The 14,695-nt window shown below is 65.3% G+C and carries 11 protein-coding genes; 6 read left to right on the top strand and 5 right to left on the bottom strand.

All coding sequences use genetic code 11. From position 1 onward, the window contains the following. Positions 1-153 precede the first annotated feature (153 nt). From panS to hemH, 3 genes are read right to left on the bottom strand one after another with little or no spacing between them, the layout of a single operon-like run. Positions 154-1,110 carry a ketopantoate/pantoate/pantothenate transporter PanS gene (gene panS / locus HBF25_RS15900; RefSeq protein WP_166950110.1) on the bottom strand — a complete coding sequence of 319 codons (957 nt, stop codon included), beginning with the start codon at positions 1,108-1,110 and terminating at the stop codon, positions 154-156. A 1-nt stretch (position 1,111) separates the two neighbouring features. Beyond that, entirely contained in the window at positions 1,112-1,948 is an 837-nt protein-coding gene (locus HBF25_RS15895) for an alpha/beta fold hydrolase (protein WP_166950108.1), read from the bottom strand. Further along, entirely contained in the window at positions 1,941-3,062 is a 1,122-nt protein-coding gene (gene hemH / locus HBF25_RS15890) for a ferrochelatase (protein ID WP_166950106.1), read from the bottom strand. The genes HBF25_RS15895 and hemH overlap by 8 nt, the downstream gene beginning before the upstream one ends. Positions 3,063-3,175: 113 nt before the next feature. Here hemH and HBF25_RS15885 point away from each other — a divergent pair, with 113 nt between their 5' ends. The 4 genes from HBF25_RS15885 to tatC are packed head-to-tail and all read left to right on the top strand — an operon-like array spanning position 3,176 to position 5,335. Beyond that, complete coding sequence (locus tag HBF25_RS15885; RefSeq protein ID WP_166950104.1) at positions 3,176-3,883, top strand: lipid-binding SYLF domain-containing protein; 708 nt, start codon at positions 3,176-3,178, stop codon at positions 3,881-3,883. Positions 3,884-3,941: 58 nt separating this feature from the next. Continuing rightward, positions 3,942-4,178 carry a twin-arginine translocase TatA/TatE family subunit gene (gene tatA, locus HBF25_RS15880; RefSeq protein ID WP_166950102.1) on the top strand — a complete coding sequence of 79 codons (237 nt, stop codon included), beginning with the start codon at positions 3,942-3,944 and terminating at the stop codon, positions 4,176-4,178. A gap of 13 nt (positions 4,179-4,191) precedes the next feature. After that, entirely contained in the window at positions 4,192-4,590 is a 399-nt protein-coding gene (gene tatB / locus HBF25_RS15875; protein ID WP_166950101.1) for a Sec-independent protein translocase protein TatB, read from the top strand. Next, positions 4,577-5,335: a twin-arginine translocase subunit TatC gene (gene tatC / locus HBF25_RS15870; RefSeq protein ID WP_166950099.1), complete on the top strand. Its 759-nt coding sequence runs from the start codon at positions 4,577-4,579 to the stop codon at positions 5,333-5,335. The genes tatB and tatC overlap by 14 nt, the downstream gene beginning before the upstream one ends. A 114-nt stretch (positions 5,336-5,449) precedes the next feature. Here tatC and HBF25_RS15865 read toward each other — a convergent pair whose 3' ends face one another. Beyond that, entirely contained in the window at positions 5,450-6,793 is a 1,344-nt protein-coding gene (locus tag HBF25_RS15865) for a S41 family peptidase (RefSeq protein WP_166950097.1), read from the bottom strand. Between the two features lie 14 nt (positions 6,794-6,807). Beyond that, the gene (locus HBF25_RS15860; protein WP_166950095.1) at positions 6,808-7,977 is read right to left on the bottom strand and encodes a murein hydrolase activator EnvC family protein; all 1,170 of its coding nucleotides are present in this window, start codon (positions 7,975-7,977) and stop codon (positions 6,808-6,810) included. A gap of 343 nt (positions 7,978-8,320) precedes the next feature. Between HBF25_RS15860 and gltB the strand changes: the two genes are divergently transcribed. Beyond that, positions 8,321-12,772 (top strand): glutamate synthase large subunit, encoded by a 4,452-nt coding sequence (gene gltB, locus HBF25_RS15855; RefSeq protein ID WP_166950093.1) that lies wholly within the window; start codon positions 8,321-8,323, stop codon positions 12,770-12,772. Beyond that, the gene (locus HBF25_RS15850) at positions 12,769-14,205 is read left to right on the top strand and encodes an FAD-dependent oxidoreductase (protein ID WP_166950091.1); all 1,437 of its coding nucleotides are present in this window, start codon (positions 12,769-12,771) and stop codon (positions 14,203-14,205) included. The genes gltB and HBF25_RS15850 overlap by 4 nt, the downstream gene beginning before the upstream one ends. Positions 14,206-14,695 lie beyond the last annotated feature (490 nt).

Here is a 14,695-nt window from a genome sequence, read left to right as displayed (position 1 = left end):
ATTCATCGCGAAACCCGGTCGCGCGCAGGCGCGCTCCTACAGGGGCGACGGGGTCGTTGGTGTCTACGTCCGCCTTTCGCGTGGTCATTCATCGCGAAATCCGGTCGCGCGCAGGCGCGCTCCTACAGGGCGAATGGGCCGTTGGTGTCCCCGCTATCGTGTAGGAGCGCGCCTCGCGCGCGACCGGTCATCGAGAGATCCTGTCACGGGCCGGCCAGACCAATAGCCGGCCAGCATCGACCCTGACAGGTTATGCCACACGGAGAACAACGCCCCGGGCAATGCGGCCAGCGGCGAGAAATAGAGTTTGCCCAGCGTCGCCGCGAGCCCTGAATTCTGCATGCCCACCTCGATGGCCAGCGTACGACAGGTCGATTCGTCGAAACGAAACAGCTTCCCGCCCCAGTACCCGCTCAGCAGACCGATCCCGTTATGCAGCACGACGGCAACAAAGGTCACCAGCCCCACCGAGGCAATGGATGGCTGGCTGCCGGCAACGACGATACCGATCAACACCAGCACGCAAAGCATCGAAAATACCGGAAGCCCCGGTTCGATACGCTTCACCATGCGCCCGAACGTGTGATGCACGATCAGACCGAGGCCGATCGGCAATGCCACGATCTGCACGATGCTGAGCAGCATCCCCAGGGTGTCGGGCGCGATGCGCGTATCCACGTAGAATCGGGTGAGCAGCGGCGTGGCAATCACGCCCACCAGCGCTGATACCGAAGATAGCGTGACCGATAACGCGACATCCCCCTTCGCCAGGTAGATGATCACGTTCGATGCTGTCCCGCTGGCGACACTGCCCACGAGGATCATCCCCGCGGCAAGATCCGGTGGCATGCGGAACAGCTTCGCCAGCACCCATGCGGCAAGCGGCATCACCAGGTAATGCAGGAAGGTTCCGGCAAGCACCGGCGCCGGACGCAACAGCACGCGCCGGAAATCGTCCACGCTGAGGGTCACGCCCATGCCGAACATCACCAGCATGAGCAGCTGGCTGATCCACGGTGCGGCAGGCAGGAAAGCACCCGGCCGTATATACGCCAGAAGCGACACGAGGACGGCCCACAGCGGAAACAGGCGCGTGACGATTCGCAGCATGTCAGAAGGCAGCCAGGACCCAGTCGGCGACGGCCTGCGGGTGTTCCAGGTGCAAGTGATGCCCGCCGTCCATATGGGTGACGCGGATGTCGTCCACGCAGTCGATGCGCACCTGCATGGCTTCCGGTTCCAGATAGGGCGCATGGGGAAGAGCGAGCAGCAGCGATGTCGGCACGCCGAGACCCAAAAGGAGGGACATGACCTGGGTTTCGGCCAGCCGGATTGCGGTGGGACGCGACAGGCGCGGATCGCTCCGCCAGCTGTGTCCGCCGATGACCTGACGCAGTCCCCGCTCGACGATAGGACGTGCCAGGGTGGCATCGAGCCCGCTGGCGATGGCACGGGCCCGTGCGGCTTCCTCGATGCTGGCGAACACCCGCAACGGGCGGTTATTACCGTTGGCGGAGGCAAGTCCTTCGCGAAAACGCTCCAGCGTGCGCGAGCCATCGTCGCCCAGCGGCCCCAGCCCCTCGATCAGGGCCAGTGCGCGCACGCGTTCAGGCGCGGCGATGGCAAGCATCGTCGCGACACCCGCACCCAGCGAGTGGCCGAGCAGGTGGAAGCGGGGCAGGGCGAGCTTGTCGACGGCGGCGAGCAGGGCACGCACGTAATCGACATGCTGGTAGACGCTGCCGGGCGGCAGGTGCTGCGAATGCCCGTGACCGGGCAGGTCGAGCGCGATCACATGGAAGCGGTCGGCGAGCCATGGTGCCAGCAGCGAGAAGCTGGCCGCATTGTCGAGCCAACCATGGACGAGCAGCAGCGGCGGTGCGTCAGGCTGACCCCAGGTCAACCCGGCCAGTTCGAGGCCGGGAATCTCAAAGCGCAACTCACGCATCGGCACGCACCTGCCGCGCGCGTTCGCGCGAGGTAGCCAGTCGCGTGGCGGCCGCAGCAGGATCGTAGCTGGGCGATGCTTCGGGCCAGCCCTGCGTATGGCGAGCGACGAGATCGGCCAGCGCCTGCACATGGGCTGCATCGGCATTGAGGCAGGGGATGTAGCTGAGCGTTTCGCCACCGGCCTCGCGGAAGAATTCGGCATTCTGCATGGCGATTTCTTCGAGGGTTTCCAGGCAGTCCACGGCGAAGCCCGGGCTGATCACGTCGATCCGACGCACACCCTTGGCGCCCAGGGCGCGCACGGTTTCGTCCGTATAGGGGTGCAGCCAGCGTTCGCGGCCCACGCGGGACTGGAAGCTCAGCGACGCTTCGTCTTCCGTGAGCCCCAGGGCCTCGCGCAGCAGGCGGCCGGTCGCATGGCAGTGGCAGAAGTAAGGATCGCCCGCATGCAGGTAGCGTTCGGGGATGCCGTGGAAACTCATGAGCAATTTCTCGCCCCGACCATGGCGTTCCCAGTGGGAACGCACGCTGTCGGCCAGCGCAGCGATGTACGCCGGCTCGGCGTGGTAATCGTTGACCTGGCGAAGCTCGGGCGGCCAGCGCAGGGTCTTGATGGTGTCGGCCACGGCATCGAACACGCTGCCGGTGGACGTCGCCGAATACTGGGGATACAGCGGCAGAACGAGCAGGCGGCGCACGCCCTCGCGCTGCATGCGCACGATGGTGTCGCGCACGCTGGGCCGGCCGTAGCGCATCGCCAGGGCGACGCTCACCGGGCCGGGCAGGCGACGGTCGAGCTCGGCCTGCAATGCGGCCGCCAGTGCTTCGCTGCCCACGCGCAGGGGTGAACCGCGCTCGGTCCAGACCTTCGCGTAGGCATGCGCCGAACGCTTGGGGCGCACCCGCAGGATCACGCCGTGCAGGATGGCTTTCCACAGCAGCCTGGGATACTCGATGACGCGAGGATCGCCGAGGAACTCGGCAAGATAAGGGCGCAATGCCGACGCGGTGGGTGCTTCGGGTGTACCGAGGTTAACCAGCAGCACCCCGGTGCGGGCGGGAATGTCATGGGAATACCCGGCAAGGCCGGTATAGTTGGGAGTACCTGGCATCGGCGTGACGGCTGTTCGCGGGGGATCGCCGCAGTCTGCCACAGCGTGGCGCGGCCCCGCTCGCATCCATTGCCGCAGCCTTCGATGCCCCTCGCTACCGATAGGAGCCCCTGATGACCCAACGTACTGCCCGCCTGCTTCTCCTTGGCCTCGTGGCCCTGCTGCCCGCCTTCGCGGTGCAGGCCGAATCCCGCCGCCAGGAAGCCCTGAACCAGTCCGGCGACGCGGTCCGTGTGCTCGACGACATGTTCAACACCAAGGATGGCGCGCCCGACAAGCAGCTGCCTTCCGACCTGCTGAAGAACGCCAAGGCCATCGCGGTCATCCCCAGCATGATCAAGGCGGGCCTGATCTTCGGCGGCCGCCACGGCAACGGGCTCATCTCGGTGAAGTCGGCTGACGGCACCTGGTCCAACCCCAATTTCATCTCGATGACCGGCGGCAGCGTGGGCTTCCAGGCCGGCATCTCGTCCACCGACGTGATCCTGGTGTTCCGCACCACCCGTGGCGTGGACAACATCGTCAACGGCAAATTCACGCTCGGCGCCGACGCCTCGGCGGCAGCCGGCCCGGTCGGGCGTACTGCCACGGCGGCCACCGACGGCCAGCTGAAGGCCGAAATCTACTCGTATTCGCGCAGCAAGGGCCTGTTCGCGGGCATCGCGCTGGATGGCGCCCGACTGGCCATCGACGACGATTACAACGAGGCCGTGTACGGCAAGGGCGTCACGGCGCGGCGGATTTTTGAAAACGGCGTTGAGAATGTACCCAACGAAGTGGTGAATTTCCGCGATAAACTGGAAGAGTACACTCAGAAGTGACGGTGCCCTCCCGGCGCCGCCCCGTCCCACCGGCCTTTAGCGGGCCTTCGAGGTTTTCATGAGCATTACCCATATCGTCCTCCTGCTGCTCGTCGTCGTGCTGATCTTCGGTACGAAGAAGCTGCGTAACATCGGCTCGGACCTGGGCGGTGCCATGCGCGACTTCAAGAAGGGCATGGACGGCGGCGACGAAGAAGCCGCCCGCCGCGAGGAGAAGCTGCGCGCCGACCCGCCGCCGGCCGCCGCCTCCACCGCCCAGCGCGAAAACGCCGAGTCTCACGACCGCAACCCGTGACCCTGGCGCCGCCATGATCGAGATCAGCTTCGGCAAACTGCTGCTGCTCGCGTTGGTGGCGCTCATCGTCCTCGGTCCCGAGCGCCTGCCGCATGCCGCCCGCACGGCGGGCGCGCTGCTTCGCCGGGTTCGCAACGGCTGGGACAGCGTCCGTTCCGAGGTAGAGCGCGAGATCCAGGCCGAGGAAATCCGTCGCACCATTCGTGAGACGGCCGAGAGCGCCCGTGCCGCCCACGACAGCGTCCGCGACGACCTGCGCGCCACCGGGGCCGACATGCGCCAGACGGGCGAGCGCGTGCGCGAGACCTTCACCGACACCCAGCCCGCCGCTCCGGCGGTGCAGGCCGAGACCACGGCCATCGCCAGCGATACCCCGCCGGCGCCCAGGAACGAGCCGCATGACCGTAGCTGACCCCGATCCGTCCACCGAGGGCGGCATCGAAGAGGGCCTGTTCTCCCACCTGATCGAGCTGCGTTCGCGCCTGCTGCGGGCCATCGTGGTGCTGTTGCTGGTGCTGCTGGCCCTGGTGCCGGTGGCGAACCATCTGTATGCGGAGCTGGCCAAGCCGCTGGTGGAGCGCATGCCGGCCGGTGCGCACCTGATTGCCACCGAGGTGGCGAGTCCTTTCGTTACGCCGCTGAAGCTGGCCTTCTTCGTGGCGCTGTTCATCAGCATGCCGATGATCCTGTACCAGCTGTGGGCCTTCGTGAGCCCGGGCCTGTACAAGAACGAGAAGCGCCTGGCCCGGCCGCTGCTGGTGGCCTCGCTGGTGCTGTTCTATTCGGGTTGCGCCTTTGCCTACTTCGTCGTGCTGCCGGCAGCGTTCAAGTTCCTCAATGCCGTGACGCCCGATGGCGTGGCGATGATGACGGACATCACGCATTACCTCGATTTCGTGATGCTGATGTTCTTCGCCTTCGGCCTGTGTTTCGAGGTGCCCGTGGCCGTGGTGATCCTGGCGGCGATCGGCATCGTGGATGCCCAGAAGCTGAGCAAGGGTCGCGGCTACGCCATCGTGGGTGCGTTCGCCATTGCGGCGTTCATCACGCCACCCGACCTGCTGTCGATGGTGATGCTGGCCGTGCCGATGTGCCTGCTCTACGAGCTGGGCCTGCTGGCGGTGCGGTTTCTTCTGAAGGCGCCTGAGCAGGGGTAATCACCTGCTCGGGGCTGCGATCCGGTCGCGCGCAAGGCGCGCTCCTACAAGGCACCGGCCACCCCAAGCGTAGCCCCTGTAGGAGCGCGCCTCGCGCGCGACCAACTTCGCCGGTTACTTCCTGACCAGCGACAACCCCTTCAGCACATTCAACGCCTGCGACAGCGCGTAATCCTCGATGGCCAGCTTGCCATCGTCATCCGAGCCACCCTTGCCGTCATCCTTGCCGGCCTTTTCATTGGCCAGATGATTCGGCAGGTCGGCTTCCGACCCGATCAGCGACGGCGCGGTATCTCCCTTGCTCACGGCAAGATCGGCCAGCGCGATATCCGGCTTGATACCTTCGGCCTGGATCGAGGTGCCATTCGGCGTGTAATAACGCGCCGTGGTGATCTTCACCGCGTGATCCTGGTCCAGCGGAAGCACGGTCTGCACCACGCCCTTGCCAAAGGTTCGCCGGCCCATGATGAGGGCGCGATGGTTGTCCTTCAGTGCACCGGAGACGATCTCGGCGGCCGAGGCCGTGCCATTGTCGACAAGCAGAACCATCGGCGCACCGTTGAGCAGGTCGCCCGGATGCGCCTCGAAATTGAGGTTTGCATCGGGCAGGCGGCCCTTGGTGCTCACGATGCCGCCGCTGTCCAGGAAGGTATCGGCCACGCCCACGGCACTGGTCAGCAGGCCACCGGGATTCGAGCGCAGGTCGAGCACCGCGCCCTTCGGCGCGCCGTTTTTCTTGATGTAGTCGCTCAGCTTCTTTTCCAGATCCGTGGAGGTGTCTTCCTGGAACTGGCTGAGGCGGATGTACACATAGCCCGGATCGAGCTGGCGCACCTTCACGCTGGTGACGTTGATGCGCTCGCGCACCAGTGGCATGTCGATGGGCTTGTCGGATTTCTCGTGCAGGATGGTAAGCGTGATCTTCGACCCCGGATCGCCACGTAGCTTCTTGAATGCTTCATCGATGTTCTGGCCGTCGATCACCATGCCATCCACCTTGAGGATGATGTCGCCTGGCTTGATGCCCGCGCGCGAGGCCGGCGTGTCGTCGATGGGCGCGACGATCTTCAGCGACCCATCGACCTGCAACACCTCGATGCCCAGGCCGCCGTACTGGCCCGTGGTGTCTTCGTCGAGTTCGGCCAGGCCGTCCTTGTCGAGGTATTCGCTGTGCGGATCGAGGTTTTGCAACATGCCACTGATGGCGGCCTTCATGATGGTCTTGTTGTCGAGCTTCTCGACATAGGCCTGCTGCACGATGTGGTACACCCGCGTGAAATTGCGGATATCGTCCAGATCGACCGAATCGTCGGCCTCGTTGACGACCTTTGCCGCCGTGGACGACGACGCTGCGGGGGCATCGGGCTGTTTGAGCGGCTTCTGCTGAGCCTGGGCGGGAAGGGTCGCCACGGCGCCGAAGACCAGCGCGAGGGCGAGGCGAAGGGGGTGCTGACGCATGCCTTTCTCCAGGATCAATGCCGTTTGCCGAGCCAGCCGCGCGCGTCGATGGGCTTGCCACCCTGGCGCAGCTCGAAATACGCGCCGCTGTCGCCGACCGGGGCACTCGCAGTGCCGACGGCTTCGCCGGCTTCCACCATGTCGCCCACGCCGTGCAGCAGCGTTTCGTTGTTGCCGTACATGCTCATGAAGCCGTTGCCGTGGTTCACGATGATCATCATGCCGTAGCCGCGCAGGAAGTTGGCGAAGACGACGCGACCGCGTGCCACCGCCTTCACCTCGCTGCCTCGCGGCGCGACGATGATCACGCCGCTGCCGTACGCGTGCACCGCACCGGAGGCGGGCCAGGGCAGGTTGCCACGAAGGTTGCCCATCGGCGCGGAGGGCGGTGCACCCTTCGGGGCCGGCGCCGGTTCGGCGGCCTTGGCGGCCTCGTCGATCACCTTCTGCAGCTTGGCGACCAGGGCATTCATGTCCTGCTCGTTCTGCTTCAGGGCGGCCATGCGCTGGGCCTGGTCCTTGTATCTGGAGTTCGCTTCGGCCACCAGCTTCTGTTGCTCGCCACGCTGCTTTTCGAGTTCCGCCGCCCGCTTGCTGCGCTCGGCCCGGGTCCCCTCCAGCTTCTGCTGTTCGGCGGTGATGGCGGTTTCGACCTCCTGCAGCTTCGAAAGATCCGCGAGCAATCCCTTGATCCGGTCGACGCGGTTTTGCTGGAAGTAGCGCGAATAGGCCAGGGCACGCGAGATGCGGTTCACATCTTCGTCACCCAGCAGCAATTGCAGGTCGGAGCCGCGGCCAAGGCTATAGGTGGCCCGTAGCAGGTCGCCGAGGGCGCCCTTTTGCTTGTCCAGGCCCCGTTGCATCTCGGCCTTCTGCTGGCCGAGCTGGTCGAGATCGTGCTGGCGCTGGGCCAGCTCGGTGTCGGTGTCGCGCACGGCGCGGGCGGCGGCAGAGACCTGTTCGGCCTGCTTCGCCAGGGCGGCATTGGCGCTGTCGCGGGTGTTTGCCGTTTCCCGCTGTTCCTTTGTGAGCGACTCGATGTCCTTGCGCACGGTGTCCAGTTTCTGCCGGGCCTGATCCTGCTCGGTCCGGGCCTTGCCATCCTGGGCCGCGAACGCGGCCGGGAGGGGGGCGAGGACGAGGGCGGTGGCGAGCAGGGCGGGCAGAAGTCGGATTGGGCGCATGATCCGGATTATGACCCATCCGCCCACTCCCCCTGTAGGAGCGCGCCTTGCGCGCGACCGGACCGGAACGGTGAGCCGCCCGGTCTGGAACGCTCGCGCGCAAGGCGCGCTCCTGCGCGAGTCACGTGCGTTACGGCAGCCGTCGGCCAGCATGGGCGATCGTTCCGTTTGTAACCATTCCGTTGGATTTTCATATGGACGTCCGAATGCCTTTGACGCAGCGCCGCAATTATGTCTAAAGTGGGGCGCATGCCTATCCGCGTGTACGTGAGGTCGGCCCGTCCTGGGCCGCGGGAACACGTGCGCGCACGACCCAGCACAACCTAATGCCACGAGGAGGCGGATGGTGAAGCAAGGCACTCCGCGCCTCTATGATGAGGCGTTCGAACACGACAGCTGCGGCTTCGGTATCGTCGCGCAGATAGATGGCCACGCCAGTTCAAAACTCGTCGACACCGCGTTCGACGCACTCGCACGTCTGTCGCATCGCGGTGGCGTCAACGCCGACGGCATAAGCGGCGATGGTTGTGGCGTATTGTTCCGCCGTCCGGTGGAATGGTTGCGCGCGCTCGCCGCCGAATCCGGTATTTCCCTGGCTACGCACTTCGCCGCTGGCGTCGTCTTTCTCGATCCGGAAGGAAACGACGCGGCTGCGTCCGTTCTTGAGGACGAACTGGCCGCCGTGAACCTGCGTGTGGCCGGCTGGCGCGACGTCGCCGTGGATGGCGCCGCCTGCGGTCCGCTCGCGTCGGCTGCCATGCCACGCGTTCGCCAGGTGTTCGTCGATTCACCGGGCGACCTGTCGCCGGAATCCTTCGAGGCCGCACTGTTCCGCGCACGCCGTCGCGCCGAGCTTCGTCTCTCCGACGATCCGCATTTCTATGTGGTCTCGCTATCGGGCGAAGTGATCGGCTACAAGGCCATGGCCGCGCCGGGTCGCCTGCGCGACGTCTACCCCGATCTTCACCATAAGGCGCTCGTCGCCGACGCGGTGGTGTTCCACCAGCGCTTCTCCACCAACACGTCGCCGCAGTGGCGGCTGGCGCAGCCCTTCCGTTTCCTTGCTCACAACGGCGAGATCAACACCATCCGCGCCAACCGGCGCTGGATGCAAGCGCGTGGCTCGGTCATGCGTTCGGACAAGGTCGATCTATCGGATATCGGTCCGCTGGTGCGGCAGAAAGGCTCGGATTCGGAAAGCCTCGACAACGCGCTCGAAGTGCTGCTCATGGGCGGCATGGATCTCATCACGGCCATGCGTGTGCTCGTGCCGCCGGCTTATGCGGCACGCGAAGATATCGACGAAGACCTCGCGGCTTTCTACGAATACTACGCATTGCATAGCGAGCCCTGGGATGGCCCGGCCGGCCTGGTCATGTGTGACGGGCGCTACGCCGCCTGCACGCTCGATCGCAACGGCCTTCGTCCCGCCCGCTGGGCGCTCTCCGACGACAACCACCTGATCGTTGGTTCCGAGGCGGGTCTGTGGGACGTCCCTTCGTCGCGCATCGTTGCCAAGGGGCGTCTCGCTCCGGGCGAGATGATCGCCGTCGACTTCCGTGAGCATCGCCTTCTGCGCAATGCCGACATCGATGCGATCAACAAGGCGCGTGCACCGTACCGCGACTGGTTGCGCGATGGCGTCACCTACCTCGAATCCGATCTGATCGACCCCAGCCTCGCGGCCGAACCGCTGCCGGCCGACGAACTGCGTCGTTACCAGAAGCTCTACGGCCTTTCCCGCGAAGAATGCGAGTCCGTGCTGAAGGTGCTGGCCGAATCCGAAGCCGAAGCCACCGGCTCCATGGGCGACGACACGCCCATGGCTGTGCTTTCACGGCAGATCCGTCCGTTGTTCGACCGCTTCCGCCAGGGTTTTGCGCAGGTCACCAATCCGCCGATCGATCCGTTGCGCGAGCGGCTGGTGATGTCACTGGTCACGCAGATCGGCCAGGAGCGCAACATCTTCGACCTGGGCCCGGAGAACGCGAAGCAGATCCTGCTCAATTCGCCGATCCTTTCCCAGCGCAAGCTTCGCCAGATCCTCGCCAATCCCGATTACGCCGATACGCCGCGTTTCGACCTCATGTACGGCGCGGACGAGACACTGGCACAGGCGCTGGCGCGTATCTGCGACGACGTGGAGGCCGCCGTGCGCGGTGGCGTGAGGATCGTCTTCCTGAGCGATCGCTATCCTCGCCGTGAACTGCTGCCCATTCACTCGCTGCTTGCCACGGGTGCCGTGCATGCGCGCCTCGTGGATCGTGGCCTGCGATGTCAATGCAACATCATGGTCGAGACGGCTACGCCGCGCGACCCGCATCACTTCGCCTGCCTGCTCGGCTTCGGCGCCACCGCGATCTATCCCTGGCTCGCCTACCAGAGCCTGTTCGACCTGGGCCGCAGCGGACATATCCGCAACGGCGAAGGCGCCCCGCGTGAAATTGGCCGCAACTACCGTCGCGGCATCCGCAAGGGCTTGCTGAAGATCCTCTCCAAGATGGGCATCTCCACGGTCGCCGGCTATCGCGGCGCCCAGCTCTTCGAGATCGTGGGCCTGTCGAAGGACGTCGTCGACATCTGTTTCCCCGGCACACCGTCGCGCATCGGCGGTTCCACCTTCGCCGACCTCGAACACGAACAACGCCTGCTCGCTGCCGAGGCCTGGGACGAAGCCCAGTCGCTTCGTGCCGGTGGCCTGTATAAGTATGTACACGGCGGCGAGTTCCACATGTACAACCCCGATGTGATCGCCAGCCTCCAGGTGGCGGTGCGCACGGGCGAGTGGAAGGACTACGAAATCTACGCGCACCACGTCGACGCGCGTCCGCCATCGGCATTGCGCGACCTTCTCGTACCGCGCGGCGGCACGTCCATACCGCTCGACGAGGTCGAACCGGTCGAAGACATCCTCAAGCGTTTTGACTCCGCCGGCATGTCGCTCGGCGCGCTGTCGCCGGAAGCCCACGAGGCGCTTGCCATCGCCATGAACCGCCTTGGCGCGCGCAGCAACTCGGGCGAGGGTGGTGAAGACCCTTCGCGCTATGGCACCGACAAGGCCTCGAAGATCAAGCAGGTGGCCTCCGGTCGGTTCGGTGTGACGCCGGCGTATCTCGTCAATGCCGAGGTATTGCAGATCAAGATCGCCCAGGGCGCCAAGCCCGGTGAGGGTGGTCAGCTTCCCGGCCACAAGGTGGATGCGACGATTGCCCGGCTGCGCTATGCCAAGCCCGGCATCGGCCTCATCTCGCCGCCGCCGCACCACGACATCTATTCCATCGAAGATCTCGCCCAGCTGATCCACGACCTCAAGGAAGTGAATCCGCAGGCGCTGGTATCGGTGAAACTCGTTTCCCATGCCGGTGTCGGCACCGTTGCCGCTGGTGTAGTCAAGGCGGGAGCGGATCTCATCACCGTGTCGGGTCACGACGGCGGTACCGGTGCGAGCCCGCTCACCTCCATCAAGTACGCCGGCACGCCATGGGAGCTGGGTCTGGCGGAAACGCAGCAGACACTGCGCATCAACGACCTGCGCGGCCGCGTGCGTTTGCAGACCGACGGCGGCCTCAAGACCGGCCTCGACGTGATCAAGGCGGCCATGCTCGGTGCAGAGAGCTTCGGTTTCGGCACCGGTCCGATGGTGGCGCTGGGCTGCAAGTACCTGCGTATCTGCCATCTCAACAACTGCGCCACGGGTGTCGCCACCCAGCATCCGGTGCTGCGCCAGAAGCATTTCCTTGGCCTGCCGGACATGGTGATGAATTATTTCCGCTTCGTCGCGGAAGACGTCCGTCGTCATCTCGCGCGCCTTGGCGTGCGTTCGCTGGCCGAGCTGATCGGTCAGGCACACCAGCTGGAACGTCGCGACGGTGTCACGCCGGTACAGGAGCGCCTTGATCTCACGCCCCTGGTCACCGCTGATGGACTGGGTGAAAAGGTGGACTTCGCGTGCACCTTCGCACGCAATCCCATGCGCGACCCGGCCACGCTTGCCAGCCGTATCTCCGCCGACGCTCGCCAGCCCGTCACCGACGGACTGGGCGGTACCTTCCGCTATCCGGTCGCCAACACGGATCGCGCCATCGGTGCCCGCCTGTCCGGTGACGTGGCGCGACGCTGGGGTGATGCAGGCATGTCCGGCAAGCCCCTCAATCTTCATCTCACCGGATCGGCAGGACAGAGCCTGGGTGCGTGGAATGCCGGTGGCGTGCATATCGAGCTGATCGGCGAGGCCAACGACGGCGTGGGCAAGGGCATGGCCGGTGGCCGCATCGTGGTGCGTCCGCCGGAAGATTCGCCCTTCGAAAGCCAGGATGCGTCGATCATCGGCAACACCTGCCTCTACGGCGCCACGGGTGGCGAGCTGTTCGCCGCAGGGCAGGCCGGTGAGCGCTTCGCCGTGCGCAACTCCGGCGCACTGGCGGTGGTGGAAGGCGCCGGTGATCACTGCTGCGAATACATGACTGGCGGCGTGGTCGCCGTGCTGGGGCGCACCGGCCTGAACTTCGGTGCGGGCATGACCGGCGGCTTCGCCTATGTGCTCGACCTGGAGCGCAATTTCGTCGACTGCTACAACCACGAGCTTGTCGACATCGTGCGCATCTCGCACGAAGGCATGGAACATTACATGCAGCACCTTCGCCAGCTCATCGCACGCCACGCTGAACTCACCGCAAGTGCATGGGGCCAGCGCGTGCTGGGTGATTTCCGTGGTTTGCTGCAACGCTTCTGGCTGGTCAAGCCCAAGGCCGCCAGCCTCGATGCCCTGGCCGAAGAACTGCGGAGTGCGGCATGAGCGCGAAGGACTTCCGATTCCTCGACGTACCCCGGCAGACGCCGCGCACCGTTCCGGTGGCCGTGCGCGTGCTCGGCTACGGTGAAATTTCCGGCGATTTCGCCTCCACGGAGGCAGCCCAGCAGTCCGAGCGCTGCATCGATTGCGGCAACCCGTATTGCGAGCATGCCTGTCCGGTCCACAACTACATCCCGAACTGGCTGAAGCTGGTGCAGGACGGTCGCCTCTTCGAGGCCGCCACCTTGATGCACGAGACCAATCCGCTTCCCGAAATCTGCGGCCGCGTCTGTCCGCAGGATCGCCTGTGCGAAGGCTCGTGCACGCTGGAGCAGGGCGAATTCGGCGCCGTCACCATCGGAAGCGTGGAGCGCTGGGTGACCGACGAAGCCATCCGCCAGGGCTGGCGCCCCGATCTTTCCCGCGTGAAGGAAACCGGCGCGCGCGTTGCCATCGTGGGTGCCGGTCCGGCAGGGCTTGCCTGTGCCGATCGCCTGCGCCGCGCTGGTATCGCCGCCGATGTCTTCGACCGGCAGCATGAAATCGGTGGCCTGCTCACCTTCGGCATTCCGCCCTTCAAGCTCGACAAGCACGTCGTCAAGACACGCCGCATGGTGCTCGAAGGCATGGGTGTGCGTTTCCACCTGGGCGTGGAGATCGGGCGCGACATCGAATTCGACGAGCTGCTGGCCGATTACGATGCCGTGTTCGTCGGCACCGGGGCCTATACCTATGTCGATGGGCAGCTTGAAGGCCGCGAACTGGGTGGCGTGCACGATGCGCTGCCGTTCCTCATCGCCAACACCGAGCGGCTGCTGCGCGACGAGGCACCTGCACCGGAATACGATCTGGCCGGCAAGCATGTCGTGGTGCTCGGTGGTGGCGACACGGGCATGGACTGCAACCGCACGGCGATCCGCCTCGGTGCGGCTTCCGTGACCTGCGTTTATCGTCGCGATGAACCGAGCATGCCGGGTTCGCGCCGCGAAGTCGGTTACAGCCGTGAGGAAGGCGTGCGTTTCCTCTTCCAGCGCCAGCCCATGTCACTGGTGGGCGATAACGGCCGGATCAAAGCGGTGCGTGTCGTCGAGACGCAGCTGGTCGATGAGGGTGACGGCCGTCCGCGCCCGCGCAATGTCGAAGGCAGCGAAACCGACCTGCGCGCCGATGTTGTGATCCAGGCCTTCGGTTTCCAGCCAAGCCCGCCGTCGTGGTGCGATGCCTTCGGTATCGCCCGCGATCGCAGCGGCCGCATCGTGACCGGCGCCGAGGGAAACCTTCCGCACCAGACGAGTCATCCGCAGGTTTTTGCTGGTGGCGATAACGTACGCGGCGCCGATCTCGTGGTGCGCGCAGTTTACGATGGCCGCGAAGCCGCCTCGTCGATCGCACGCATGCTTGCAGCTAAAAAACACGACGCCACGGTAGCCGCCTGACGTCGGTTACCCCTCACGTCGTTCCAGCGAACGCTGGAATCCAGCGCCCCGGTTCACCAGTAAACATAGCCACGCTACATCGGCTTGTGTGCAGGTAACCCTCTCGCAAACCCCGGCTGCACCGCACTGGATCCCTGCTTTCGCAGGGACGACGTGAGGGACAGGTAGGGAATCGCGATCTTGCAATCGTTCCAGCGAACGCTGGAACCCAGCGCCCCGGTTCACCAGTAAACATAGCCACGCTACATCGGCTTGTGTGCAGGTAACCCTCTCGCAAACACCGGCTGCACCGCACTGGATCCCTGCTTTCGCAGGGACGACGTGAGGGACAGGTAGGGAATCGCCATCTTGCAGTCGTTCCAGCGAATGCTGGAACCCAGCGCCCCGGTTCACCAGTAAACATAGCCACGCTACATCGGCTTGTGTGCAGGTAACCCTCTCGCAAACACCGGCTGCACCGCACTGGATCCCTGCTTTCGCAGGGACGACG

Origin of the sequence: Luteibacter anthropi (assembly GCF_011759365.1) — a bacterium.
In the GTDB taxonomy this organism is placed as follows: domain Bacteria; phylum Pseudomonadota; class Gammaproteobacteria; order Xanthomonadales; family Rhodanobacteraceae; genus Luteibacter; species Luteibacter anthropi.
The sequence above is the reverse complement of the archived record's forward strand: the minus strand, read 5'-3'. Positions and strand labels throughout refer to the sequence as shown.

Excerpts from the sequence above, each read along its gene's own strand:
- panS (WP_166950110.1), bottom strand. The coding sequence starts at position 1,110 with ATGCTGCGAATCGTCACGCGCCTGTTTCCGCTGTGGGCCGTCCTCGTG.
- tatC (WP_166950099.1), top strand. The coding sequence starts at position 4,577 with ATGACCGTAGCTGACCCCGATCCGTCCACCGAGGGCGGCATCGAAGAG.
- tatB (WP_166950101.1), top strand. The coding sequence starts at position 4,192 with ATGATCGAGATCAGCTTCGGCAAACTGCTGCTGCTCGCGTTGGTGGCG.
- hemH (WP_166950106.1), bottom strand. The coding sequence starts at position 3,062 with ATGCCAGGTACTCCCAACTATACCGGCCTTGCCGGGTATTCCCATGAC.
- HBF25_RS15850 (WP_166950091.1), top strand. The coding sequence starts at position 12,769 with ATGAGCGCGAAGGACTTCCGATTCCTCGACGTACCCCGGCAGACGCCG.
- tatA (WP_166950102.1), top strand. The coding sequence starts at position 3,942 with ATGAGCATTACCCATATCGTCCTCCTGCTGCTCGTCGTCGTGCTGATC.
- HBF25_RS15885 (WP_166950104.1), top strand. The coding sequence starts at position 3,176 with ATGACCCAACGTACTGCCCGCCTGCTTCTCCTTGGCCTCGTGGCCCTG.
- gltB (WP_166950093.1), top strand. The coding sequence starts at position 8,321 with ATGGTGAAGCAAGGCACTCCGCGCCTCTATGATGAGGCGTTCGAACAC.
- HBF25_RS15860 (WP_166950095.1), bottom strand. The coding sequence starts at position 7,977 with ATGCGCCCAATCCGACTTCTGCCCGCCCTGCTCGCCACCGCCCTCGTC.
- HBF25_RS15865 (WP_166950097.1), bottom strand. The coding sequence starts at position 6,793 with ATGCGTCAGCACCCCCTTCGCCTCGCCCTCGCGCTGGTCTTCGGCGCC.
- HBF25_RS15895 (WP_166950108.1), bottom strand. The coding sequence starts at position 1,948 with ATGCGTGAGTTGCGCTTTGAGATTCCCGGCCTCGAACTGGCCGGGTTG.